Origin of the sequence: Pseudomonas sp. PA-7-1E (assembly GCF_021605325.1) — a bacterium.
Lineage (GTDB): Bacteria > Pseudomonadota > Gammaproteobacteria > Pseudomonadales > Pseudomonadaceae > Aquipseudomonas > Aquipseudomonas fluorescens_BV.
In genome coordinates this window covers 1-23,436 of sequence record NZ_WKFA01000021.1, presented here as the reverse complement: position 1 = coordinate 23,436, position 23,436 = coordinate 1, and the positions used below count along the sequence as shown (strand labels likewise).

General features: G+C 61.5%; 20 protein-coding genes, 1 other RNA gene and 1 pseudogene. 14 read left to right on the top strand and 8 right to left on the bottom strand.

Translation table 11 applies throughout. The features are described 5' to 3' along the window. The first annotated feature begins 1 nt into the window (after position 1). Both zipA and ligA read left to right on the top strand, forming a co-directional pair. Positions 2-865, top strand: a complete 864-nt coding sequence (zipA, locus tag GIW79_RS15490) for a cell division protein ZipA (RefSeq protein WP_054898611.1) — start codon at positions 2-4, stop codon at positions 863-865. An 87-nt stretch (positions 866-952) separates the two neighbouring features. After that, the gene (gene ligA, locus GIW79_RS15485) at positions 953-3,319 is read left to right on the top strand and encodes an NAD-dependent DNA ligase LigA (protein ID WP_034128382.1); all 2,367 of its coding nucleotides are present in this window, start codon (positions 953-955) and stop codon (positions 3,317-3,319) included. Between the two features lie 120 nt (positions 3,320-3,439). On the opposite strand, the pseudogene GIW79_RS15480 reads toward ligA, so the two are convergent. After that, positions 3,440-3,529: pseudogene (locus tag GIW79_RS15480) on the bottom strand (outer membrane lipoprotein carrier protein LolA); the annotation flags it as partial. Between the two features lie 77 nt (positions 3,530-3,606). On the opposite strand from GIW79_RS15480, the gene GIW79_RS15475 reads away from it, so the two are divergent. From GIW79_RS15475 to GIW79_RS15455, 5 genes are all read left to right on the top strand, one after another. Next, positions 3,607-4,773 carry a zinc-binding metallopeptidase family protein gene (locus GIW79_RS15475; RefSeq protein ID WP_236452964.1) on the top strand — a complete coding sequence of 389 codons (1,167 nt, stop codon included), beginning with the start codon at positions 3,607-3,609 and terminating at the stop codon, positions 4,771-4,773. A gap of 98 nt (positions 4,774-4,871) precedes the next feature. After that, positions 4,872-4,968: signal recognition particle sRNA small type (gene ffs, locus GIW79_RS15470), an RNA gene on the top strand. Between the two features lie 150 nt (positions 4,969-5,118). Next, positions 5,119-7,080, top strand: a complete 1,962-nt coding sequence (locus GIW79_RS15465; protein ID WP_200583189.1) for a hypothetical protein — start codon at positions 5,119-5,121, stop codon at positions 7,078-7,080. 158 nt (positions 7,081-7,238) lie between these two features. After that, a complete protein-coding gene (locus GIW79_RS15460; RefSeq protein WP_034128386.1) occupies positions 7,239-8,285 on the top strand; it encodes an N-acetylmuramidase family protein in 1,047 nt (348 codons plus the stop codon). Position 8,286: 1 nt separating this feature from the next. Further along, entirely contained in the window at positions 8,287-8,877 is a 591-nt protein-coding gene (locus tag GIW79_RS15455; RefSeq protein WP_034128387.1) for a hypothetical protein, read from the top strand. Positions 8,878-9,018: 141 nt separating this feature from the next. Here the strand turns inward: GIW79_RS15455 and GIW79_RS15450 are convergent, their stop codons facing one another. Next, entirely contained in the window at positions 9,019-9,882 is an 864-nt protein-coding gene (locus tag GIW79_RS15450; protein ID WP_060772981.1) for a LysR family transcriptional regulator, read from the bottom strand. Positions 9,883-9,980: 98 nt separating this feature from the next. Here GIW79_RS15450 and GIW79_RS15445 point away from each other — a divergent pair, with 98 nt between their 5' ends. From GIW79_RS15445 to GIW79_RS15420, 6 genes are all read left to right on the top strand, one after another. Continuing rightward, positions 9,981-10,922: a DMT family transporter gene (locus tag GIW79_RS15445; protein ID WP_057976235.1), complete on the top strand. Its 942-nt coding sequence runs from the start codon at positions 9,981-9,983 to the stop codon at positions 10,920-10,922. Between the two features lie 77 nt (positions 10,923-10,999). Next, positions 11,000-13,057, top strand: coding sequence for a DNA polymerase III subunit gamma/tau (gene dnaX, locus GIW79_RS15440; protein WP_236452953.1), 2,058 nt, complete (start codon positions 11,000-11,002; stop codon positions 13,055-13,057). 43 nt (positions 13,058-13,100) lie between these two features. After that, positions 13,101-13,439, top strand: coding sequence for a YbaB/EbfC family nucleoid-associated protein (locus tag GIW79_RS15435; protein WP_003193199.1), 339 nt, complete (start codon positions 13,101-13,103; stop codon positions 13,437-13,439). Positions 13,440-13,578: 139 nt separating this feature from the next. Then, positions 13,579-14,613 (top strand): NADP-dependent oxidoreductase, encoded by a 1,035-nt coding sequence (locus GIW79_RS15430; RefSeq protein WP_057976405.1) that lies wholly within the window; start codon positions 13,579-13,581, stop codon positions 14,611-14,613. A gap of 66 nt (positions 14,614-14,679) precedes the next feature. Continuing rightward, positions 14,680-15,282, top strand: a complete 603-nt coding sequence (recR, locus tag GIW79_RS15425; RefSeq protein WP_236452941.1) for a recombination mediator RecR — start codon at positions 14,680-14,682, stop codon at positions 15,280-15,282. 207 nt (positions 15,283-15,489) lie between these two features. Further along, complete coding sequence (locus GIW79_RS15420; RefSeq protein WP_060764193.1) at positions 15,490-16,638, top strand: acyl-CoA dehydrogenase family protein; 1,149 nt, start codon at positions 15,490-15,492, stop codon at positions 16,636-16,638. 108 nt (positions 16,639-16,746) lie between these two features. On the opposite strand, the gene GIW79_RS15415 is transcribed toward GIW79_RS15420, so the two are convergent. Both GIW79_RS15415 and fnr read right to left on the bottom strand, forming a co-directional pair. Next, positions 16,747-17,295 (bottom strand): adenine phosphoribosyltransferase, encoded by a 549-nt coding sequence (locus tag GIW79_RS15415; protein ID WP_034128393.1) that lies wholly within the window; start codon positions 17,293-17,295, stop codon positions 16,747-16,749. A gap of 76 nt (positions 17,296-17,371) precedes the next feature. Further along, on the bottom strand, positions 17,372-18,106 hold the full coding sequence (gene fnr, locus GIW79_RS15410) for a fumarate/nitrate reduction transcriptional regulator Fnr (protein WP_005790290.1): 735 nt from the start codon (positions 18,104-18,106) through the stop codon (positions 17,372-17,374). Between the two features lie 152 nt (positions 18,107-18,258). Here fnr and GIW79_RS15405 point away from each other — a divergent pair, with 152 nt between their 5' ends. Further along, positions 18,259-18,726, top strand: a complete 468-nt coding sequence (locus GIW79_RS15405; protein WP_236452930.1) for a FlxA-like family protein — start codon at positions 18,259-18,261, stop codon at positions 18,724-18,726. Here the strand turns inward: GIW79_RS15405 and hemN are convergent, their stop codons facing one another. From hemN to GIW79_RS15385, 4 genes are all read right to left on the bottom strand, one after another. After that, positions 18,727-20,109 carry an oxygen-independent coproporphyrinogen III oxidase gene (gene hemN / locus GIW79_RS15400; protein ID WP_200583187.1) on the bottom strand — a complete coding sequence of 461 codons (1,383 nt, stop codon included), beginning with the start codon at positions 20,107-20,109 and terminating at the stop codon, positions 18,727-18,729. 103 nt (positions 20,110-20,212) lie between these two features. Continuing rightward, positions 20,213-20,896, bottom strand: a complete 684-nt coding sequence (locus GIW79_RS15395; protein ID WP_198791449.1) for a sulfite exporter TauE/SafE family protein — start codon at positions 20,894-20,896, stop codon at positions 20,213-20,215. Further along, positions 20,889-21,101, bottom strand: a complete 213-nt coding sequence (gene ccoS / locus GIW79_RS15390; protein WP_054898601.1) for a cbb3-type cytochrome oxidase assembly protein CcoS — start codon at positions 21,099-21,101, stop codon at positions 20,889-20,891. The genes GIW79_RS15395 and ccoS overlap by 8 nt, the downstream gene beginning before the upstream one ends. 22 nt (positions 21,102-21,123) lie before the next feature. Next, on the bottom strand, positions 21,124-23,436 hold a 2,313-nt coding region (locus GIW79_RS15385; protein ID WP_236477385.1), incomplete at its 5' end, for a heavy metal translocating P-type ATPase.

Below are 23,436 nucleotides of genomic sequence, written 5' to 3'. Positions count from 1 at the left end.
CATGGAAATCGGTCTGCGCGAGTGGCTGATCGTCATCGGCATTATTGTCATTGCCGGTATTCTTTTTGATGGCTGGCGCCGCATGCGCGGTGGCAAGGGCAAGCTCAAGTTCCGGCTGGACCGAAACCTGTCCAACTTGCCTGATGACGACGGCGCCGCCGAGCTGCTGGGGCCGCCCCGTGTGCTGGATACCCATAAAGAGCCGCAACTGGACGAGCACGACCTGCCGTCGATGAGCGCCCCGCTGCGTGAAGCCCGCGAGCCGTCGTCCAAGCGTGGCAAGCGCGGTAGCGCGGCGGTTGCCGAGCCGCACCAGGGCGACCTGAACCTCGACGTCGATGATGGCCCGAGCTTCAGCAGCCGCGATGACGATTTCCCGGACGAGACGTCCGCCAAGAGTGCGGCGCGCCAATCGGTCAACGATCAGCCGGCTGCCGAAGAAGTCCTGGTCATCAGCGTGATCTGCCGCGATGCCGGTGGCTTCAAGGGCCCTGCGCTGTTGCAGAACATTCTCGAAAGCGGCCTGCGTTTTGGCGAGATGGATATCTTCCATCGTCACGAAAGCATGGCCGGTAACGGCGAAGTGCTGTTCTCCATGGCCAACGCGGTCAAGCCGGGCACGTTCGATCTGGACGATATCGACCTGTTCAGCACCCCGGCGGTGAGTTTCTTCCTTGGCCTGCCAGGCCCGCGTCACCCCAAACAAGCGTTCGACGTGATGGTGGCCGCTGCCCGCAAGCTGTCCCAGGAGCTCAACGGCGAGCTCAAGGACGACCAGCGCAGCGTGCTCACCGCCCAGACCATCGAACACTACCGTCAGCGCATCGTCGAGTTCGAGCGTCGCGCCCTGACACAGAAACGCTGAGGATCGATCTTAAGCGTTGTCTGTAGAATCCGTGCACTAACATATTGAGCAGCTTCGGCTGCTCTTTTGCTTTATGAGAGAACACCCATGACCGCCGCCCAAACCCGCATCCTCGAACTGCGCGCTGAGCTGGATCAGCACAACTATCGCTACCACGTCCTCGACGAGCCGAGCATTCCGGACGCCGAATACGACCGCCTGTTCCACGAGCTCAAGGCCCTGGAGGCCGAGCACCCGGAACTGGTGACGCGTGACTCACCGACGCAGCGGGTCGGCAGTGCGGCATTGTCGGCGTTCACCCAGGTCAAACACGAGATCCCGATGCTCAGCCTGGGCAACGCCTTCGATGAAACCACCATGCTGGAGTTTGATCGCCGGGTCACCGAGGGCCTTGATCTGCCGGTGGGCGATCTATTTGGCGCTGGCGCGGCGGTGGAATACAGCTGCGAGCCGAAGCTGGATGGCCTGGCGGTCAGCCTGCTGTACCAGGATGGCGAGCTGGTGCGCGGTGCCACCCGGGGCGACGGCACCACCGGCGAGGACATCAGCGTCAATGTGCGCACCGTGCGCAATATCCCCCTGAAACTGCACGGCACGGGCTGGCCAGCCACCCTGGAAGTGCGCGGTGAAGTGTTCATGTCCAAGGCCGGTTTCGAGCGGTTGAACGCCTCGCAACTGGAAGTGGGCGGCAAGACCTTCGCCAACCCGCGCAACGCCGCGGCGGGCAGCCTGCGCCAACTGGATTCGAAGATCACCGCCAGTCGCCCGCTGGAATTCTGCTGCTATGGCATCGGCCAGGTGACCGCGGATATCAGCGACACCCATATCGGCAACCTCAAGCAGTTGCAGAAGTGGGGTATGCCGATCAGCCACGAATTGAAGCTGGCCAAGGGTATCCAGGAATGTCTGGACTACTACCGCGACATCGGCGAGCGCCGCAATGCGCTGGGCTATGAAATCGACGGCGTGGTGTTCAAGGTCAACAGCATTGCCTACCAGCGTGAACTAGGCTTCCGTGCCCGCGAGCCGCGCTGGGCGATCGCGCACAAATTCCCGGCCATGGAAGAACTCACTGAGCTGCTCGACGTGGAGTTCCAGGTCGGTCGTACCGGTGCGGTCACGCCGGTGGCGCGCCTCAAGCCGGTCAAGGTGGCCGGCGTGACCGTGTCCAATGCCACCCTGCATAACATGGACGAAGTGGCACGCTTGGGGCTGATGATTGGCGACACCGTGATCATCCGCCGCGCCGGTGATGTGATTCCGCAGGTGGTCTCGGTGGTCACCGAGCGCCGCCCGGAAAACGCCCGCGCCGTGCAGATCCCGCAGAATTGCCCGGTGTGCGGTTCCCATGTGGAGCGCACGCAACTGGTCAAGCGTAGCAAGGGCAAGGAAACCGTCAGCGAAGGCGCGGTGTACCGTTGCGTCGGGCGCCTGGCCTGCGGTGCGCAACTCAAGCAGGCAATCATTCATTTCGTCTCGCGCCGGGCCATGGACATCGACGGCCTGGGCGACAAGACCATCGAGCAACTGGTGGATGAACAGCTCATTGGTTCGCCGGCCGATCTCTACAAACTCAAATATGAACAGATCATCGACCTGGAAGGCTTTGCCGATATCTCCAGCAAGAAGCTGATCAGTGCCATCGAAAACAGCAAGACCCCGACCCTGGCACGCTTTATCTACGCCTTGGGCATTCCCGATGTGGGCGAGGAGACGGCCAAGGTCCTGGCGCGCTCGCTGGCGTCCCTGGAGCGCGTTCAAAAGGCGTTGCCAGAGGTGCTGACGTACTTGCCGGATGTAGGTCTGGAAGTGGCCCATGAGATCCATAGCTTCTTTGAAGACGGGCACAACCAGCAGGTGATTGGCGCGCTATTGTCACCGGACGAATGCGGTTTGCAATTGCAGGAGCAGGGCGAACTCAGCGCGGAATTCGCCGCCAGCACCACCTTGGGCGGTTTGCTCGACAAGCTGCACGTGCCGTCGGTGGGTCCAGGTGCTGCGCAGAAACTCGCGGACAAGTTCGGTTCGCTGGAAGGCGTCATCAAGGCTGACTGGCTCGATATGCGCCAGGCGCTGCCCGAGAAGCAAGCCAAGGCTGTGCGGGACTTTTTCGATAATGCCGACAACGCTAGCCATGCCCTGGCCATCGAGCAGCAGCTCAAGGACTTTGGTATGCATTGGCAGAGCGAGAAAAAGGTCGTTGAAGGCTTGCCCGAAGCCGGGCACACCTGGGTACTCACGGGCTCCCTGGAGCTGATGAGCCGCGATGTGGCCAAGGACAAGCTCGAAAGCCTGGGGGCCAAGGTGGCCGGTTCCGTTTCGGCGAAAACCCACTGTGTGGTGGCGGGACCGGGCGCTGGCTCGAAACTGGCCAAGGCCAATGAGCTGGGCCTGAAAGTACTGGACGAAGAGGCCTTCGTCGCCTTCCTGGCCAAGCACAACATCACCGTCTGATTGATCGTCCCCACGCTCCGCGTGGGAACGCATCCTGTGACGCTCCGCGTCACGGCCTTCGCGCAGACGCAGAGCGTCCAAGGCGGCATTCCCACGCGGAGCGTGGGAACGATCTCTCAACACTGTAGGAGCGAGCTTGCTCGCGAAGAACCGGAGGACGCCGCTGTGAACCAGGCAGCCCGCGTTATCGTTGACGATCTTCGCGAGCAAGCTCGCTCCTACAGGGAGCAGTTGAACGATCCCGAGCGAGAAATGATCTAGTCTCTGTCACCCAGGGAGAGATCGCCATGTTCCGCTACTTCGAGCAACTCAGCACGCGCATCGCCGCTCCGTTCATGGCCGAAACCTCGCGCAACAGCAAGGTGTGGCAATGCCGGTGTGGCCAGTCGCTGTTTTTTCGCAACAGCCAGTGCCTGGCCTGCCAGGCGGCATTGGGTTACCAGCCGCAGCAAAGCCGCTTGTCGTCCTTGCAACCTGGGCCGGCGGTCGGTACTTGGCTGGCGGACGATAATCTCGATGCCGGCGCATTCCGGCGCTGTGCAAACCTCGATTCACCCGCCGCCTGCAACTGGCTGATTCCTGCCCACAGCACCGCGCCGTTGTGCGTGGCCTGTAGCCTGAACCGCACCATTCCTGATCTCTCGGTTCCGGAAAACCCCGAACGCTGGCGCAAGGTTGAAACCGCCAAGCGCCGCTTGGTGGCGCAACTGATCAGTCTAGGCCTGCAAGTGGTGCCCAAAAGCGTTGACGAAGAGACTGGCCTGGCCTTCGACTTTATCGGTATCGACCTGGAAGGCAGCGCGCCCACCACTGGCCACGCCAATGGGCTGATCACCCTGGACATCAAGGAAGCCGATGACGCCCACCGCGAAAAAGTCCGTGTACAGATGCGCGAGCCATACCGGACCTTGCTTGGCCATTTTCGCCATGAAGTCGGCCATTACTACTGGGATCGCCTGATCGCCAACAGTCACTGGCTCACACCTTTTCGCAACCTGTTCGGCGATGAACGTGCCAGTTATGCCGAGGCCCTCGACCGGCACTACCAGAACGGCCCGCGCCCGGACTGGCAACTCACCTGCGTGAGCGCCTACGCCACCATGCACCCCTGGGAAGACTGGGCCGAAACCTGGGCCCACTACTTGCACATGATGGACGCCGTGGACACGGCCCTGGGCTTTGGTATGAGCGCCCGCGAGATGGACCTGGATTACCAGCCATTCCCCCTGACCACGCTCTACGACCCGCAACACCCTGGCGGCCCGGCATTCCTCTGCTTCGTCAATGCCTGGATCGAACTGGCCGGCATGCTCAACGAACTGTCCCGCGCCATGGGCCAGCCGGATTTCTACCCCTTCGTGCTGCCGCCCGCGGTGATTGCCAAGCTGCACTTTATTCACCTGGTCATCCAGGAAGAGGGCGGCAGGGCCGATGGGGTTATGGCAAGTGCTTGAGCCTTCTCATTTTTTAATCCGGAACCAACGGTTGTAACTTCCGATGAGATGGGTACAATGGCGCGGCTTGCCGAGAGGCAGCGTCGTTATGGTGACCCCATCGGTCCCCCCGCAACGATTACCCGTGAACCTGGTCAGAGCCGGAAGGCAGCAGCCACAGCGGGAACATTGTGTGCCGGGGTGTGGCTGGTGGGGTTGCCTCCATAACGCTCCCTCCTGCAGTCCCTTCTAAAACTCAAGTTATTTTCAGCCAGTCATCTGTGATGCTTCCTGCACAGTGCATGACGGTCATTTCGCGTCTAGTGGCATACTCCCAAGCGTCTCTTCCCCAGGCTACGAGGCTCTATGCACTCGGAACATTTCGACTTATCCAGCCCCGTATTCTTGCCGATCACCGAGCACACCTGTGCGGGTTTGTTGGGCGGCGAGGGTTTCGATGCGCTTGTAGCCCTGAGTGAGCCCGAATTGGCGGCGGTGCTGGTGATCCAGAACCTGGCGCAGGTGCCGGAAAGCGAGCTGAGCGCCAATGGTGCTGAAAAAGTGTTGGCCAAACTGGTTGACTGGGCAGTCGATGCCAGCCATTCGGCCAGTGTGTCCCTGCTCTCTGAAGCGCAGCGGCTGTTCGATCAGAGGAAGCTGTACTTCGGCCTCAATGTGGTCAAAAGCCTGAAGCTGCGCTTTCTGCTGGAGGAGGAAGTACAGGCTCGGGACTATCTGTTGCCCAGTGGCAAATGGGACGTCGAGTATAAAGTCCGCCACCTCAAGGCCAATGATCCGTTCAGCCAGCAGGTAATCACGCCCAGGCATCGCGAGCGCTGGTTGAGCGCCGAGCAAGACAAGCTGCTCAGAACCTTCCGCGCCAACCTGAACGAAGACCTGCATGTTCAAGGCTATGCAGGCATTGGCAAGAGTCACCTGCTGGTGGCCTTGCTGGAGCACCTGCGCCCGGAAAAGACCTTACTGTTGGCACGCACCCCGGCAAAACTCGAAACCCTGCGTGCGCGCATGGTGGGAGCGCGGGAGCGTAAGGCCGGGCATACCTTCCAGGACTTCGCCCATGCTCTATTGCATGGCCCGAGGCCAAAGCCGCTGAATACGCCGGTGAGGGTGCCGACCAAGCAGGCGCTCGCTCAAGAACTGAATATCTTTGGTTTCCGCCGCCTGGAAGGGCAAGCGGTGGTGGAGGTGTGCCTCAAGGTGCTTGAGGCCTACTGCCGCTCCTGGGAGTACAGCTTGTCGGCCCAGCATTTGCCGCATTTCAAGCAACCGCTCGCCGGCGTCGATGCCAGGGCGCTGCTCGAATATGCCAGCCGGTTATGGGGCTACCTAGAGGCTAACCCGGCCTGGGGCCGGCATACCGGGTTTGAAGCCTTGTTGATGATCAAGCGCGCCAGCCTTGCAGGCTGCGTGGTGCCCGAGCGCTATACCCACGTGCTCATCGATGAGAGCCAGGACATCCCGGCGCCGCTGTTGCAAATCATCGAGCGCGGGCGCCAGGTGCTGATCACTTTGGGGGATGAATATCAGCAGGCCAGTGGCGGCGTGGTCAAGCGTGCCCGTGAGGTTCGCCATACCGACGTGTGCTACTCCGTGCGTTCCGGGCGCAATGTCGAGCGCCTGGTCAACCCGTTGATCAGCTTGCACTCGGAAAAAAGCAAATCGCTTTTCGAGGGCGCGCGCGATGCCGATGTCGGCATTGAGTTTTATCCGCAGGGTTTCGTGCCCCCGCAAGGTTGCGTGGTGTTGACCGCTTCCCATTGGGACACCATGCAGTGGGCGATCCAGTTGAGCCACGCCCGCTGTGCGTTCGGCCTCGCGAGCAAAGAGGCCCAGCAGTCGCTCAAGCATTTCATGGACACGGTTATCGCGTTGTTCAAACCCGATTTCTATAGCAATGAGTTCAATGACCTCGGCCCCCATGCGTTTTTCAGCGACATGGCCGATTGGCAGCAGGTGCGCGAAGCCTGCCAGTTCGATGAGGCGTTTCTGTGGGTCGAGGCCGAGCTGGAAAAAGGCTTTAACGTGGCGGATGTCACGCGTTTGAACAGGTTGATTGGCCATCCGGACGAGCGCGTCCTGTTGATGCTGGCGCAGGATGCGGGCGGCATGGAGTTCGACCGGGTACTGCTCACCCCGGAATTGTTGACCAATGTGAAGTTCCAGGACGCTTACGCGTTCGATCAACGACTCTGTGCGGTGTATATCGCGATTTCACGGGCCAGGGTGCAGTTGTACCTGCCCTACGATGTGGTCGAGTGGCTCGACTACCACAAGTATCAAAAGACCCGTGAATCCCACGGTTACTGACGGATTTAATCCGGCTGTTTCACAACTTTCATAACGTCCTCTGGACAATCCGCAGACCGCCTTGTTAGCTTGCGCCGGCCACTTGTTTCAGAATATGACAAGGGCTTGGATTTGATATTGAAGTGCTATCGCTTCTTTCACTCACAAGGATGTCTGTCATGAAAAGCCTGCAAGGGTTGCCTCGTCTTATCAGCGCGTCGGTAGGGACGCCCGGCAAAGCCCGCAACTTGCCCGCCGATGTTCAGTGCATCCAGTATTTATTCAATTTGATCATTCCCAAGATGGGGTTTGCCTTGCTGGAAAACGGCAAGTGCGATGGCCAGTTGGTGCAATGCATCAGCCAGTATCAGTTTCGCCATCTCAAGTACGCCCATCCCGATGGCGTGATCGACCCCACCGGGCGGACGTTCAACAGTCTGATCGAAGAGGCGCTGAAGGTACCGGTGCGGGCTTTTCCCAATACGCGCATTCCGACGTTTCTCAACATTTTCGGCAATAACAACGTCGATGCGGTACAGGCCACGGTCAATGTGTACCTGGACCGCGTGCGTGCGGTGATCGAGGCCGAGCGGCGTAACCGGCAGTTGATGATGCAGTCCACCTGCGATGGCGGGACGACATTGAGCGACACGGATTTCCAGAACGCCGCCAAGCAATTGGGCAACGGCATTTCGGTGAATGTGGTCAAGGCGTTCGCCACGGTGGAGTCGGGCGGGAAGGTGGGGTTCGGGCCCGCCAAGTTGCCGATCATCGCTTTTGAAGGGCACCACTTTCGCAAGTACACCAAGCACATCTACGACCAGTCGCAGCCGTTGCTGTCGTATATCTACAAGAAAAAAGCCGGCCCGCAATGGCAGACGAACAATAAGGATCAGGTCAAGGCCTGGGAGACCATGGCCACCGCCTTTGCGCTGGACCAGGAAGCCGCCTTGATGTCGGCCTCCTGGGGCATGTTTCAAATCATGGGGTTCAATTTTGCTGCGTGCGGATTCAAGACGGTGTTTGAGTTCGTGGCGTCATTAAAGATCAATGCCGGTAACCAACTCAAAGCCTATCTCAGCCTTTGCAGCCACAACTCGGCATTATTGAGCGCCATGAAAAACAAGGATTTTACCGCCATGGCCCGAAACTATAACGGCGATGATTACGGCAACTATGACGTCCTGATGAAACAAGCCTACGAAGCCTTTGAAGGGAAGAAATAAGATGATTCGTTATCTGGCGATGGGAGTGTTGTCGTGGTGCGCCGTGGCGCCTGCGTTGGCCGGCTCGGCGGCGTTGCATTCAGGCAAATATGAAGGGCTGATGCTGGCGGTGACGCCGGGGCATCAGGTGGAGGGTTTCTACCAGGAATCGATGGGCGAGGGTGTGGCACGTGGTTGCACGTTCTACTTGCAAGGCAAGCCCGAAGCGCTCACCACCTGGCTGGACGCTGCCTACCCAGGCAGTGTGGCAGCGGCGTCCGACGGGGTGACCCTGACCGTGGCGCAGGGCCGTCAACACCCCGGCTGCATCAATGTGCTGATGCCGGAAATCGCCACCGGCCTGGAGCTGAGCCAGACCGCCAGCAAACAATGGATCGGCTTGGTGACGGTGTCTGCCGACAAGGCTTACTTGCTGAAAACGCCGGGCGCCAAAGCGGCAAAGCGGCCTTACATCGTCAAGCATGACGTGGTGGGCGTACTGGCGTTCAAGGACGGCTGGGCGCAGGTGGAGTTCATCAACGCTGATGACCGTTCGTTCACAGGCTGGATCAGCCAGGGCCAGTACGCACGGTTGGCTGCGCCGAAGCCCTGAATTGTAGGAGCGAGCTTGCTCGCGAAAAACGTCAACGATAACGCGTGCCTCCTGAATAAACGCGGCGCTTGTGATTTTTTCGCGAGCAAGCTCGCTCCTACTTGGTATCAGGGCGATTTTCGTCGCACATTTAGGACTGTGTCAGCCAAAGGTCTCGCGCAGTAGCCCGGCAAACGCATCTCGCGCCAGGTGCCGCTGGGTGTCCGTGTGCCAGAACAACAGGTTGTCCACGGGCGCCAGTGCTTCAAAGCGATACGATGCCAGTTGATTGGCCTGTTCATAGCGCGCCAGGATCCCCTCGGGTGCCAACGCCACGCCAATCCCCGCGCTCACGCATCCGATGATCGTGCCCCAACTGGCGTAGCTGGCGATTGCTGGCTTGATGTCATGGGGCTTGAGCCAGTTTTCCAGGGCGGCGCGATAAGGGCAGCCCGGCGGCCACACCAGCAGGGTTCGGCCGGCCAGGTCCTCGGCACTGTTGATAGGTGCGCTGCACGCGCTGGCGATCAGCACCAGGCGCTCGCTGTAGACCACGCTCTGTTCCAGCTTCGTGCGTTTGCCGCCGGCAGCCACCAGCGCCACATCCAGGCGGTGGTGCTGCAGGTCGTCCAGCAGTTGCGCCCAGGCACCGGTGACCAGTTCCAGGCTGACATCGGGATAACGCCGGTGGTATTCCGCCAGTAGCGGCGGCAAGCGCCCGCTGGCGCTGGATTCCACCGCACCGATGCGCAAGGTGCCACGGGGAATGGCGCTGGCATCCACGGCGCGTTTGGATTCATCCACCAAGGCCAGGATACGTTCGCAGTAATCCAGGAAGATCTCTCCCGCGGCGCTGATCGCCAGCCCTCGGCCAGCACGGATAAACAGCGGTGTGCCCAACTCGCTTTCCAGCTGCTTGATGCGCGTGGTGATATTGGACGGCACGCAGTGCAATTGCAGCGCAGCCTGGGCCACGCTGCCGGTTTGCGCCACGGCTCGCACCATTTTCAGTTGGGCCAGTTCCATTGCTCAGTTCCAATGATTTCAGAAGTCAGAAACGCTTAATTGTCCTATGCCTTGCCTGGGCCAAGACTGGCAGCATTCCTTTTGCGTGGATGCTGTCGATGAATACTCCGTCACCTCTGAAGCTTACGCTAGTCATTGCCAGCGTCATCCTCTGTTGGGCGTATTCCCCCATCGGCGTGCACATGGGGCTGCACAGTTACAGCCCCGGCCAATTGGCGCTGCTGCGGTTTTTGATCGCGTCGGTATTCATGGGCGGCGTGGCCTCGGTGTTGGGAATTGGACGGCCACCATTGCGCGACCTGCCGTGGTTGTTGGTGCTGGGCTTTTTCGGGGTGTTCCTGCACCACACCAGTCTCAATTACGGGCAGCAATGGGTGACGGCGGCAGCGTCGAGTGTGTTGGCACAGTCGGCGCCGTTGTTCAGTGTGTTGATTGCGTTTTTGTGCTTGAAGGAGCAGGTCAGCGCCTGGCGCTGGGGCTGCGTGCTGTTGGGGTTGGCCGGCGTAGTGGTGGTGATCTGGGGCGACCGGGGCATAGGCGATATCAACCCACGGGGTTTGCTGATCTTGTTGGCGGCTTGCTCATGGAGTGTGTACTTCGCCATTCAGCGACATTACGCCCATCGCTACAGCCCGTTGACGATGGCGTGCTACATGGTGTGGTCCGGCACCCTGATGCTGTGCGTGAACCTGCCGGGCCTGCCCGTCGCCATCGTGCAGGCACCGATGGTGGAGAATCTTGCCGTGCTGGTGCTGGGCATTTTTCCCAGTGCCTTGGCCTATCTGGCCTGGGGTTACGTGTTGAAGCACGTCGAGGTCAGTCGTGCGTCGGTGGCGATGTACCTGATTCCACCGGTTGCCATGCTGATGGCCGCCACGCTGCTTGGCGAACACGTCACCCTGCAGGTGATGCTGGGCGCGGTGATCGTGCTGGCAAGTGTCGCCGCTATCAGTCTGGAAGGGAATTGGCGCCCCAAGGTGCCAGCAAAACGCCCGCAGGTGCCCTCCGGGAGGCCAATCGAACAAGCTTCGTCAGATTAGAAGAGCGTGCCGGATGCAATTTCCCCCTTGCTCCGCTAGCATTACCGGCTTCTGCTTCCCAGTTGCGACGGTTTTCGATGAGTTATCAGGTTCTTGCACGTAAATGGCGCCCGCGCTCGTTCCGCGAAATGGTCGGCCAGACCCATGTGCTCAAGGCTCTGATCAATGCCTTGGACAGCCAACGGCTGCACCATGCCTACCTGTTCACCGGTACGCGTGGGGTGGGCAAGACCACGATTGCGCGCATCATCGCCAAGTGCCTGAATTGTGAAACCGGTATTACCTCGACGCCTTGTGGCACCTGTTCGGTGTGCCGTGAGATCGACGAAGGGCGTTTCGTCGACCTGATCGAGATCGATGCCGCGAGCCGAACCAAGGTCGAAGACACCCGCGAGCTGCTGGACAACGTGCAGTACGCGCCGAGCCGTGGCCGCTTCAAGGTCTACCTGATCGACGAAGTGCACATGCTGTCCAGCCACTCCTTCAACGCCTTGTTGAAAACCCTGGAAGAGCCGCCGCCCTACGTCAAGTTCATCCTGGCCACCACCGACCCGCAGAAACTTCCGGCAACGATTTTGTCGCGGTGCCTGCAGTTCTCCCTGAAAAACATGACCCCCGAGCGTGTGGTCGAGCATTTGACCCATGTGCTGGGCGTCGAGAACGTACCGTTCGAAGACGACGCGCTGTGGTTGCTGGGCCGCGCCGCTGATGGTTCGATGCGCGATGCCATGAGCCTCACCGACCAGGCCATCGCGTTTGGTGAAGGCAAGGTCATGGCCGCCGACGTGCGCGCCATGCTCGGTACCCTGGACCACGGCCAGGTGTTCGACGTGCTGCACGCGCTGATCGAAGGAGACGCCAAGGCGTTGCTCGAAGCGGTGCGCCACCTGTCGGAGCAAGGCCCGGACTGGAATGGCGTGCTTTCGGAAATCCTCAACGTATTGCATCGCGTCGCCATCGCCCAGGCCCTGCCGGAAGGCGTGGACAACGGCCATGGCGACCGAGATCGCGTATTGGCCCTGGCCCAGGCCTTGCCGGCCGAAGACGTACAGTTCTACTACCAGATGGGCCTCATCGGTCGCCGCGACCTGCCCCTGGCACCCGACCCTCGGGGTGGCTTTGAAATGGTGCTGCTGCGCATGCTGGCATTCCGGCCGGCAGATTCGGCAGACGCACCGAGACAGCCGCTAAAGCCAGTGGGGATCAGCCAGGCCACAGTTGATTCCGCCAAACCAGTGGCTGGCGCGGCCGTTGTCGCGCCAGTAGTTACTGCGCCTGCGGTTGCTGTGCCTGAGCCGGTTGCGCCGGCACCTGAGCCTGAACCTGCGCCGGTTGCCGTCGCACCGGTGGTCGAGCCCGAGCCCGTGGTCGACTTGCCTTGGAATGACCCGGTCGAAGCGCAAGTAGAGCCCGAGCAACAGCCCGCCGTGGAGCCCGTGCTGGAAACCACCGGCGAGCAACCCGAGCTGACGCCGATGCCTGCGCCGACTCCGGACAGCGTGGTGCCGGATGCCCCTGAGTGGGTATCGGCCCCCGTTCCTGAACCGACGGTCGCCCAGGTCGACGCGGCCACTCCCGGCATTGACCTGGACGACGAACCGCCGCTGGACGAAGACTACATCGAGCCGGACATGGATTCGGCCTACAGCTACCTGGACGATTTGGCCAGTGAGCACACCGCGGAACCTGCGCCCGAGCCCGAGGCAGAACCTGCCGCGGCCCCGGCTACCGGCCTGGCCCTGCAATGGCTGGAATTGTTTCCGAAATTGCCGATCTCCGGCATGACCGGCAGTATCGCCGCCAACTGCACCCTGATTTCCATCGAAGGCGACCACTGGCTGCTGCACCTGGACCCGGCCCATAGCGCCTTGTTCAACGCCACCCAGCAGCGCCGGCTCAACGACGCACTCAACCAGTACCATGGGCGCACGCTGACCATCGCCATCGAGCTGATCAAGCCCGAGCAGGAAACCCCGGCCCAGGCAGCGACCCGTCGGCGCCTTAACCGCCAGCGCGAGGCCGAGGACTCGATCCACGCAGATCCGCTTATCCAACAAATGATGCAACAGTTCGGTGCGGTCGTCCGCCACGATACTATTGAACCTGTCGAAGCCCCGGTGCCCCAAGCGTCATGACACCGGGCTACTCATTGATCCACGTACTTTTGAGGTGATTCCCATGATGAAAGGTGGCATGGCCGGCCTGATGAAGCAGGCGCAGCAGATGCAGGAAAAAATGGCCAAGATGCAGGAAGAGCTGGCCAACGCCGAAGTCACCGGTAAAGCCGGTGGCGATATGGTCAGCGTGGTGATGACCGGTCGTCACGACATCAAGCGTGTCAGCATCGACCCAAGCGTATTGCCGGGCGTGGGTGAAGATGACCTGGAAATGCTCGAAGCGCTGTTCGCCGCAGCCGTCAACGACGCTGTGCGCAAGATCGAAGCCAACAGCCAGGACAAAATGTCCGGCGTGACCGCTGGCATGCAACTGCCACCGGGCATGAAACTGCCGTTCTGATACACGCTTTAGCTAGACTCAAATGCCAGGCATCGCGCCTGGCATTTTTTTGGCCGGTCGAAACATCGAACCCCAGGCCTTCACCGATGGTCTGCACCCTATACCGTTGAAACCACTCACCGATAAAGGAGCCCCGCTGATGCCTCAAGAAATGACGCTCAACCAACGCATCGTTCTGGTCTCACGCCCTCAAGGCGCACCCACGCCGGAAAACTTTCGCCTGGAACGTGTGAGCCTGCCGGACCTGGCAGACGGTCAGGTGTTGCTCAAGACCCTGTACCTGTCCCTGGACCCTTACATGCGTGGACGCATGAGTGACGCGCCTTCCTACGCCGCGCCCGTGGAAATCGGCGAGGTGATGACCGGTGGGGCTGTCAGCCGTGTCGAGCAATCGCGCAACCCGAAATTCGAAGTGGGCGACCTGGTGGTCGGCGCCACCGGCTGGCAAAGCCACTGCATTTGCGAAGGCCATAACCTGATCCCGCTGCCCAAGGGCCTGCCGAGTCCGTCGATGGCCTTGGGCGTACTGGGTATGCCGGGCATGACGGCCTATATGGGCTTGATGGATATCGGCCAGCCCAAGGCCGGGGAAACCCTGGTGGTGGCGGCTGCGTCTGGCGCGGTGGGGTCGGTGGTGGGCCAAGTGGCCAAGCTCAAGGGCTTGCGCGTGGTGGGCATTGCCGGTGGCGCAGACAAGTGCCGCTACGTGGTGGGTGAGTTGGGCTTTGACGCCTGTATCGACCACAAGAGCGAAGATTTCGCCCATGAGCTGGCCCTGGCCTGTTTCAAAGGCGTGGACATTTATTTCGAAAACGTCGGCGGTAAAGTCTTCGATGCCGTGCTGCCTTTGCTCAACCCCAAAGCGCGCGTGCCGCTGTGCGGGTTGATTGCCGGCTATAACGCCCATGAAGCGCCCAGCGGCCCTGACCGTTTGCCGGCCCTGCAACGCACCTTGCTGACCAAGCGGGTGCGCATCCAGGGCTTTATCGTGTTCGATGACTACGGCGACCGCCAACCGGAGTTCCTCAGTGCCATGGCGCCTTGGGTGCGCGAGGGCAAGATCAAGTTCCGCGAGGACGTGGTCGACGGCCTGGAGCAGGCGCCCGAAGCCTTTATCGGCCTGCTCGAAGGGCGCAACTTCGGCAAGTTGGTGGTGCGCGTCGCGCAGGATTGAGTATTTGACGCTAATCCGGGGCGCGGGTATAAACCGCGTCTCGTTGTTTTGTCGGACCCTTCGCCCATGAGCTTCAGCCCCCTGATTCGCCAACTGATCGACGCCTTGCGCACCTTGCCCGGCGTTGGCCAGAAAACTGCCCAGCGCATGGCGCTGCAACTGCTGGAGCGTGACCGCAGCGGCGGCACCCGCCTGGCCCAGGCCCTGAGCCAGGCCATGGAGGGCGTGGGCCACTGCCGCCAGTGCCGCACCCTCACCGAAGAAGAACTCTGCCCGCAATGCGCCGACCCACGTCGCGACGACACGTTGCTGTGCGTGGTGGAAGGGCCGATGGATGTGTACGCCGTGGAGCAAACCGGTTACCGCGGGCGTTACTTTGTGCTCACGGGCCACCTGTCGCCGCTCGACGGTTTGGGGCCGGAAGCCATCGGTATTCCACAACTGGTGGCGCGAATCGAAGAGCAGGGCACCTTTACCGAAGTGATCCTGGCAACCAACCCGACGGTGGAAGGTGAAGCCACCGCGCACTACATCGCCCAGTTGCTGACCAATAAAGGTTTGATTACTTCACGGATCGCCCATGGCGTACCGTTGGGGGGCGAGCTGGAATTGGTGGACGGCGGCACCCTGGCGCACTCGTTCGCAGGCCGCAAACCCATCGCCCTCTAAGACCCACTGCAATCTGGAGCTTCCTAACTCTGTAGGAGCGAGCTTGCTCGCGAAAAACCAATAGGCGCCGTGTTCACGCAGGAAGCACGCGTTATCGTTGACGGTTTTCGCGAGCAAGCTCGCTCCTACAGGGTTAGCGCAGACACATGACTTGATAACCAAGCAAGCGCTTGGTAAGTTCGCTCCATCTCGCCATGGAGCTTGCCGATGTCTGCCTATCAGGAATACTTCGACCCCAGCCACCAATTGGTCCGCGACAGCGTGCGCCGCTTCGTCGAGCGCGAGATGCTGCCGGGCATCGAGCACTGGGAGGAAGCTGAGAGCTTTCCCCGTGAGCTTTACCTCAAGGCCGGTGCGGCGGGCATTCTGGGCATCGGCTACCCCGAAACGCTGGGTGGCAGCCACGAAGGCGATCTGTTCGCCAAGGTCGCCGCCAGCGAAGAGCTGATGCGCTGCGGCTCCGGCGGCGTGGTGGCAGGGCTCGGCTCCCTGGATATCGGCCTGCCGCCCATCGTCAAATGGGCCCGGCCCGACGTGCGTGAGCGCATAGCGCCTCTGGTGCTCGCCGGCGAGAAGATCATCGCCCTGGCGGTCACCGAGCCCAGCGGCGGCTCAGATGTAGCCAACCTGCAAACCCGCGCCGTACGTGAAGGCGAGCATTACCGCGTGAGCGGTGCCAAGACCTTTATCACCAGCGGCATTCGCGCTGATTTCTACACCGTGGCCGTGCGCACGGGTGGGCCGGGCTTTGGTGGCATCAGCCTGCTGCTGATTGAAAAAGACACGCCCGGTTTTACCGTCGGCCAGCCACTGAAGAAGATGGGCTGGTGGGCGTCGGACACCGCCGAGTTATTCTTCGATGACTGCCGCGTGCCTGTGGGCAATCTCGTCGGTGTCGAGAACATGGGCTTTGCCTGCATCATGGGCAACTTCCAGAGCGAGCGCCTGGCCTTGGCCCTCATGGCCAACATGACCGCGCAACTGGCCTTGGAGGAAAGCCTCCAGTGGGCCGCCCAGCGCGAAGCATTCGGCAAACCCATCGGCAAATTCCAGGTGCTCAAGCATCGCCTGGCGGAAATGGCTACCGCCGTGGAGGTTTCCCGCGAGTTCACCTATCGCCAGGCCGCGAAGATGGCCGCCGGCAAGAGCGTAATCAAAGAGATTTCCATGGCCAAGAATCTGGCCACCGATACCGCTGATCGGGTGACGTATGACGCGGTGCAGATATTGGGCGGGCAGGGATATATGCGTGGCAGTCTGGTGGAGCGGCTGTATCGCGATAACCGGATTTTGTCGATTGGTGGCGGGACGCGCGAAGTGATGAATGAAATCATCAGTAAGCAGATGGGGTTGTAAGCCGGGGTGTTCTTTCGGCCTCATCGCGGGCAAGCCCGGCTCCCACAGGAGAATGCATTCCAAGGTGGGAGCCGGGCTTGCCCGCGATGGCGTCAGTACTGACGACGCTTATCTCTCAGTCAGCCCGAACTGCGTCAGGCAATACGTCGGAATCCCCATGTCTGCCAAGCGCTGCGAGCCACCCAGCTCCGGCAAATCAATAATCGCCGCGGCTTCAAAGATCTTTGCCCCCATGCGCCGCACCAGGTTCGCCGCCGCAATCAGGGTGCCGCCGGTGGCGATCAGGTCATCGAACATCAGCACGGAGTCGCCTTCGCACAGGCTGTCGGCGTGCACTTCCAGGAACGCTTCGCCGTACTCGGTCTGGTAACCCTCAGCCAGCACGTCCGCCGGCAGCTTGCCTTGCTTGCGGAACAGGATGAGCGGCTTGTTGAGTTGGTAGGCGATGATCGAGCCGATCAGGAAGCCACGGGCATCCATTGCACCGATATGGGTGAAATCGGCTTCGACATAGCGTTGGGCAAAGCTGTCGGCCACCAGGCGCAGGGCGCGGGGCGATTGAAACAGCGGCGTGATGTCACGAAAGATCACACCCGGCTTGGGGAAGTCGATAACGGGGCGAATCAGGGATTTGATGTCGAACGAATCAAAAGTCATCGTCGAGGAGTCCAGAGCGGAAAACGGACTCGAAGTATACCTGCGGCCTCGCCGATTGGCGCGGCCGCAGCCTGGATCAGACCTCCAGCGAACCGCCAGCCAATGCACACAGCTGGATCGGGTCGAGGATATGCACTTCTTTACCCTCGGCGGCAATCAACTGGTTCTGCTGGAAACGGGTAAACACGCGGGACACGGTCTCCACTGCCAGGCCCAGGTAATTACCGATCTCATTGCGCGACATGCTCAGGCGGAACTGGTTGGCCGAGAACCCACGGGCGCGAAAGCGCGCCGACAGGTTGACCAGGAACGTGGCGATACGCTCGTCGGCGGTTTTCTTCGACAGCAGCAGCATCATTTGCTGGTCGTCACGAATCTCGCGGCTCATCACGCGCATCAACTGGCGGCGCAATTGCGGCAGTTGCAGGGCCAGTTCATCCAGGCGCTCGAAAGGAATTTCGCACACCGACGTGGTTTCCAGGGCCTGGGCCGACACCGGATGAATCTCGGTGTCCATCCCCGACAGCCCGACCAACTCGCTTGGCAGGTGGAAACCGGTGATTTGCTCTTCGCCGCCGTCGCTGAGGCTGAAGGTCTTCAACGCGCCCGAGCGTACTGCATAGACGGAATCAAACTTGTCGCCCTGGCGAAACAGAAACTCGCCTTTTTTCAGTGGGCGGCCGCGTTTGACGATGTCGTCCAGCGCATCCATGTCTTCCAGATTCAACGAAAGTGGCAGGCAGAGGGGGGCCAGGCTGCAATCCTTGCAATGGGCCTGGCTGTGAGCGCGCAGTTTGACTGGCTCGGACATTTCTTAAATCCTTGTGGGAAAACACACATAAGACGTAAGGGTAACGCACTGGGGGGCAGCGAGGCCAGCGTGTACAGAAAACCTGCACAGGTATAAAGATTTGTTGCTTGAGGTCGATACAGAGAGCACATCTCTTAGACGGAGCTCGGATCATGTCTGTTATAGCGGCCTACAACCCGGCTATTCGCATCCCTGTTGTGCCTGACGCGAAGCCGGTTACTGTGCTCAAGGACGAAGGTCCCACCCTTGAAAAATCTTCTGAAACCAAGGTCGTGGAAGGTGTGACAGTGACTATTTCCGCTGCGGCATTCAAAGCGGCAGGCGTGGAGCAGCGCAGCAATGCGGACATCGATGACAGTGGCCTGGAAGACAACGTCAAACAGGTATTGAAAATGATCCGCCAACTGAAGCAACAGATCGCCGAAAAACAGGCCGAACTGGCGGCGGTGGCCGCGGACAGTAATCTTTCCCCTGAAGAGGCGCGTGCCAAGGCCAGCGCGCTGCAGACCGAGATCGGTTCGCTGCAGGCTGGCCTGATGTCGGCTCAGACGTCGCTGGCCAAGGCGATGAAAGGCATGAGTGCCGAGGATTCGATGAAAGCTGCCTCCCTGGCGATGTAATCAAATCACCCGCGAAAACCGTTGCCTGTTCTGGTGCTCCAGGTAGGCATCGAACACCATGCACACCGAGCGCACCAACAAGCGCCCGGCTGGCAGCACGCGAATGCCCTGGGCGTCCAGTTCGATCAAGCCATCATCGGCCATTGTCTGCAATTGCGGCCATAACTCGGCAAAATAGCCGCGAAAATCGATGTTGTACGCCTGTTCGATTCCCTCGAATGCCAGGCTGAAATTGCAGATCAACTGCTGGATCACGTCCCGTCGCAATCGGTCGTCCGTAGTGCAGACCAGGCCGCGGCTGGTCGCCAGTTGCGCGCCCGCCAAGGCATTCTGGTACTGGTTCAGGTCACTGCTGTTCTGGCAATACAGGTCGCCGATCTGGCTGATCGCCGACACCCCCAGCCCAATCAGGTCGCAGTGCCCGTGGGTGGTGTAACCCTGGAAGTTGCGCTGCAGCTTGCCTTCTTCCTGGGCCACCGCCAGTTCGTCGTCCGGCAGCGCAAAGTGGTCCATGCCTATGTAGCGGTAACCGGCCTGGGTCAGTTGTTCGATGGTGGTTTGCAGCATCAGCAGTTTTTCTGCCGGCGAGGGCAGGTCGTCGGTGTTGATCCGCCGCTGGGGCATGAAGCGTTCCGGCAGGTGCGCGTAGTTGAATACCGACAGGCGGTCAGGCTGCAAGCGGATAACTTCCTCCACGGTGCGCGCAAAGTTCAACGGCGACTGCTTGGGCAGGCCGTAGATCAGGTCGATATTAATCGAGCGAAATTGCAAGGTGCGCGCTGCATCGATCACGGCGCGGGTTTCCTCCAGGCTTTGCAGGCGGTTGACCGCCCGTTGCACCTCGGGGTCGAGGTCTTGCAGGCCGATGCTCACGCGGTTGAAGCCCAGTTCGCGTAGCAGGCCCATGGTGGCCCAGTCGGCTTCGCGCGGGTCGATTTCGATGCCGTAGTCGCCCGAGTCATCATCCAGCAAATTGAAATGCTGGCGCAGGCGTGTCATCACCTGGCGCAGTTCATCGTGGCTGAGAAACGTTGGCGTACCGCCGCCGAAATGCAGTTGCTCAACGGGTTGCTGCGGGTCGAGGTGGCAGGCCACCAATTGGATCTCCTGCTCCAGGCGCTGCAGGTAGGCCTGGGCGCGCCCCCGGTCCTTGGTGATCACCTTGTTGCAGGCGCAGTAGTAGCAAATGTTGGCGCAGAAGGGTACATGCACGTACAGCGACAGTGGCCGCACTGCCTTGCGGCTGTCACGCAGGGCGTGGAGCAGGTCGAAGGTGCCGACCTGGCTGTCAAATTGTACGGCGGTGGGGTAGGACGTGTAGCGCGGCCCCGCCAAGTCGTAGCGGTGAATCAGATCTGTGTCCCAACGAATGGCGTCGAGCATGCGGGCGGTCCCCCGGATTGGCTAGTGGGCCGAGTCTAGGGGCAGGGCAGGCAAGGCATGTTGATTTGCATCAACGGGGAGCGGCGCTATGCCACAGGGCCTGTTAATGCCCCATTAGCCAGTGCTGATGGGGGCCGGGCAAGGTCCAGAGGCCGAAGATCATCACCAGCACCCCGCCGGCCACCCGCACGCTGCGCTTGCGCAACAACGCCGTCACCCGTTCGGCGGCCAGCCCGGTGGCCAGCAGCACCGGCCAGGTGCCCAGCCCGAACGCCAGCATCAGCAAGGCGCTGTCCAGTGCATTGCCCTGGCTCGCCGCCCATAGCAGGGTGCTGTAGACGAGCCCGCACGGCAACCAGCCCCACAGCGCACCCAGCAACAACGCGCGGGGCAGGCTGGCCACCGGCAGCAAACGGTTGGCCACTGGCTGCAGATGCCGCCACAGGCCGCGCCCCAGGCTTTCGATACGGGTGAGGCCGCTCCACCAGCCGGCCAGGTACAGGCCCATGCAGACCAACAGCAGGCCGGCGAGCACACGCATGAACATCGCTGCCGGGCTGTTGGCCACCGCCCAGCCGGCCAGGCCGATCAATAAACCGGCGGTGGCATAGCTGAGGATGCGCCCCAGGTTGTACGCCAGCAGCAGGCGAAAACGGCGGCTGCGTTGTTCCTTGGGAATCGCCAGGGTCAGCGCGCCCATCAACCCACCGCACATGCCCAGGCAGTGGCCACCACCGAGCAGGCCGAGGATCAGCGCCGAGACCAGCAAGGGCATCAGCTCAAGCATGAGGGGGCTCTTTGGGCGGTTGCTCGGGGTTGTTGGCTTCATCGATGGCGGCCAGGTGGTTCGGGTCCTGGTCATCGAACAGCACGCTATGGGCCGGGCCATCGAGGTCTTCGTACTGGCCGCTGTCCACGGCCCAGAAGAAGATGTAGATGGCCACGCCCACTAACAGCAGTGCTGCCGGAATCATCACATAGAGAGCTGGCATCTGTACTCCATGCCCACGCGGCTCAGGCCGGCAGCGGGCGGGTTGCTGGGGCGGTACCCGGGGCTTGCGCGCTCGGCAGGCGAGTCAGGCGCAACGCGTTGAGTACCACGGTCAACGAACTGAGGGACATGCCGATGGCCGCCCAGATCGGAGTGATCCAACCCAGGGCGGCGAACGGCAGCATAAGGCCATTGTACAACCCGGCCCACAACAGGTTCTCGATGATCACTCGGCGGGTGCGCCGCGCGAGGCTGAAGGCCTGCACCAGCGCATCCAGGCGGTTGGACAACAGCACCGCATCGGCGCTGGTTTTTGCCAGGTCGGTGGCCGAGCCCATCGCCACACTGATATCGGCAGCAGCCAACACCGGCACATCATTGACCCCATCGCCCAGCATCAGCACTTTGCGACCTTCCTTGTGCAGGTTTTGCAGTACCTGCAGCTTGTCGTCAGGGCGCAGGCTGCCGTGGGCCTCGTCGATACCCAGCTCAGAGGCGACACTGGCTACCATCGGCGAACTGTCGCCGGAGAGCAACAGCGTGCGCCAGCCCCGCGCCTTGCATGCGGCCAGCAAGGCGGGGGCGTCGCTGCGCAGACGGTCGTCGAGTACGAACCAGGCCAGCGCCCCGCTGCGGTCGCCCAGCAGCAGCCATTGCCCGGCTTCGTCCGGCGAGGCGGGAATCGCGCAGCCACTGAGTTCACAGACAAAACCCGGCTGGCCGATGCGCAACAGACATTCTCCCACACGACCCTCCAGGCCCAGGCCTTGCGTGCTCAGCACTTCATCGGCGGCCAGCGGCGCACGGCCGAAGGCACGGGCAATCGGGTGTTCGGAGCGGTTCTCCAGGGCGGCGGCAAGGCCCAGGCATTGGTCGCTGTCCAGCGCGCCGAGGGGCCGGATGGCGCGCAACGCCAGGCGCCCTTCGGTGAGGGTGCCGGTCTTGTCGAAAATCACCGTATCAATCTGGTTCAGGCCCTCCAGCACATGGCCGCGGGTCAGCAGTAACCCGAGACTGTGCAATGTACCGGTGGCGGCGGTAAGGGCGGTGGGCGTGGCCAGCGACAGGGCGCACGGACAGGTCGCCACCAGCATCGCCAGCACAATCCAGAACGCCCGGGTGGGGTCCAGCTCCCACCACAGCAGGCCGATCAGTGCGGCGGCGATCAGCGAGCACAACAAGAACCACTGCGCAGCGCGGTCGGCGATCTGCGCCAGGCGCGGCTTCTCGGCCTGGGCGCGCTCCAGCAGGCGCACGATGGCGGACAGGCGCGTGTCATGCCCCAGGGCGCGCACTTGGACGGTCAGCGCGCCTTCGACATTCAGCGTGCCGGCCGTGACGCTCTCACCCGTGCGCCGAGGTTGCGGCAGGTACTCGCCGGTCAGCAGGGATTCATCAATGCTGGATTGGCCGTCGAGAATCACCCCATCCGCCGGCAGCACCGCACCGGGATGCACCAGCACACGATCACCCAGTGCCAACTCGCTGAGCAGGATGCGTTCGCTCTGGCCATTGTCCTTGAGGCGCAGGCAGGAGGCGGGCAACAGGTTGACCAGTTGGGCGGTGGCTGCGGCAGTACGCTCCCGGGCGCGGCGCTCAAGGTAGCGTCCGGCCAGCAGGAACAGGGCAAACATGCCCACGGCATCGAAATACAACTCGCCTACGCCAGTGATCGCGGTCCAGATGCCGGCCAGGTACGCGCCGCCAATCGCCAGGGACACCGACACGTCCATGGTCAGGTGGCGGGTGCGCAGGTCACGCAGGGCGCCTTTGAAGAACGGCGCGCAGCTGTAGAACACGATGGGCGTGGTGAGAAACATTGCGACCCAGCGCAGGATGATGTGCAGCTCCGGGCTCAGGTCAATATTGAATTCCGGCCAGGTGGCCATGGTTGCCATCATGGCCTGGAACCACAGCAAGCCGGCGACCCCCAGTTGTCGCAGGGCCAGGCGATTCTCGCTGGCCAATTGTTCGGCGGCGCGGTCGGCCTGGTAAGGGTGGGCGGCGTAACCGATATGGCGCAGCTCGCTGAGCAGTTGGCTCAACGGCAATTGCCCATCGGCCCAGCGCACGTGCAGGCGGTGGTTGGACAGGTTCAATCGCGCTTCGGCCACCGCAGGCAGGCTGCGCAGGTGTTTCTCGATCAACCAGCCGCAGGCGGCGCAACTGATGCCTTCCATCAGCAAGGTGGTTTCGGCCAGGTCGCCTTGATGGCGGACAAAGGGTTTTTGCACATCGGCGCGATCGTACAGCGCCAGCTCGTCCACCAATTGCACGGGCAGCGCCTCGGGGTTGGCCGAGGCTTCGCTGCGGTGTTGGTAATAGCTTTCCAGCCC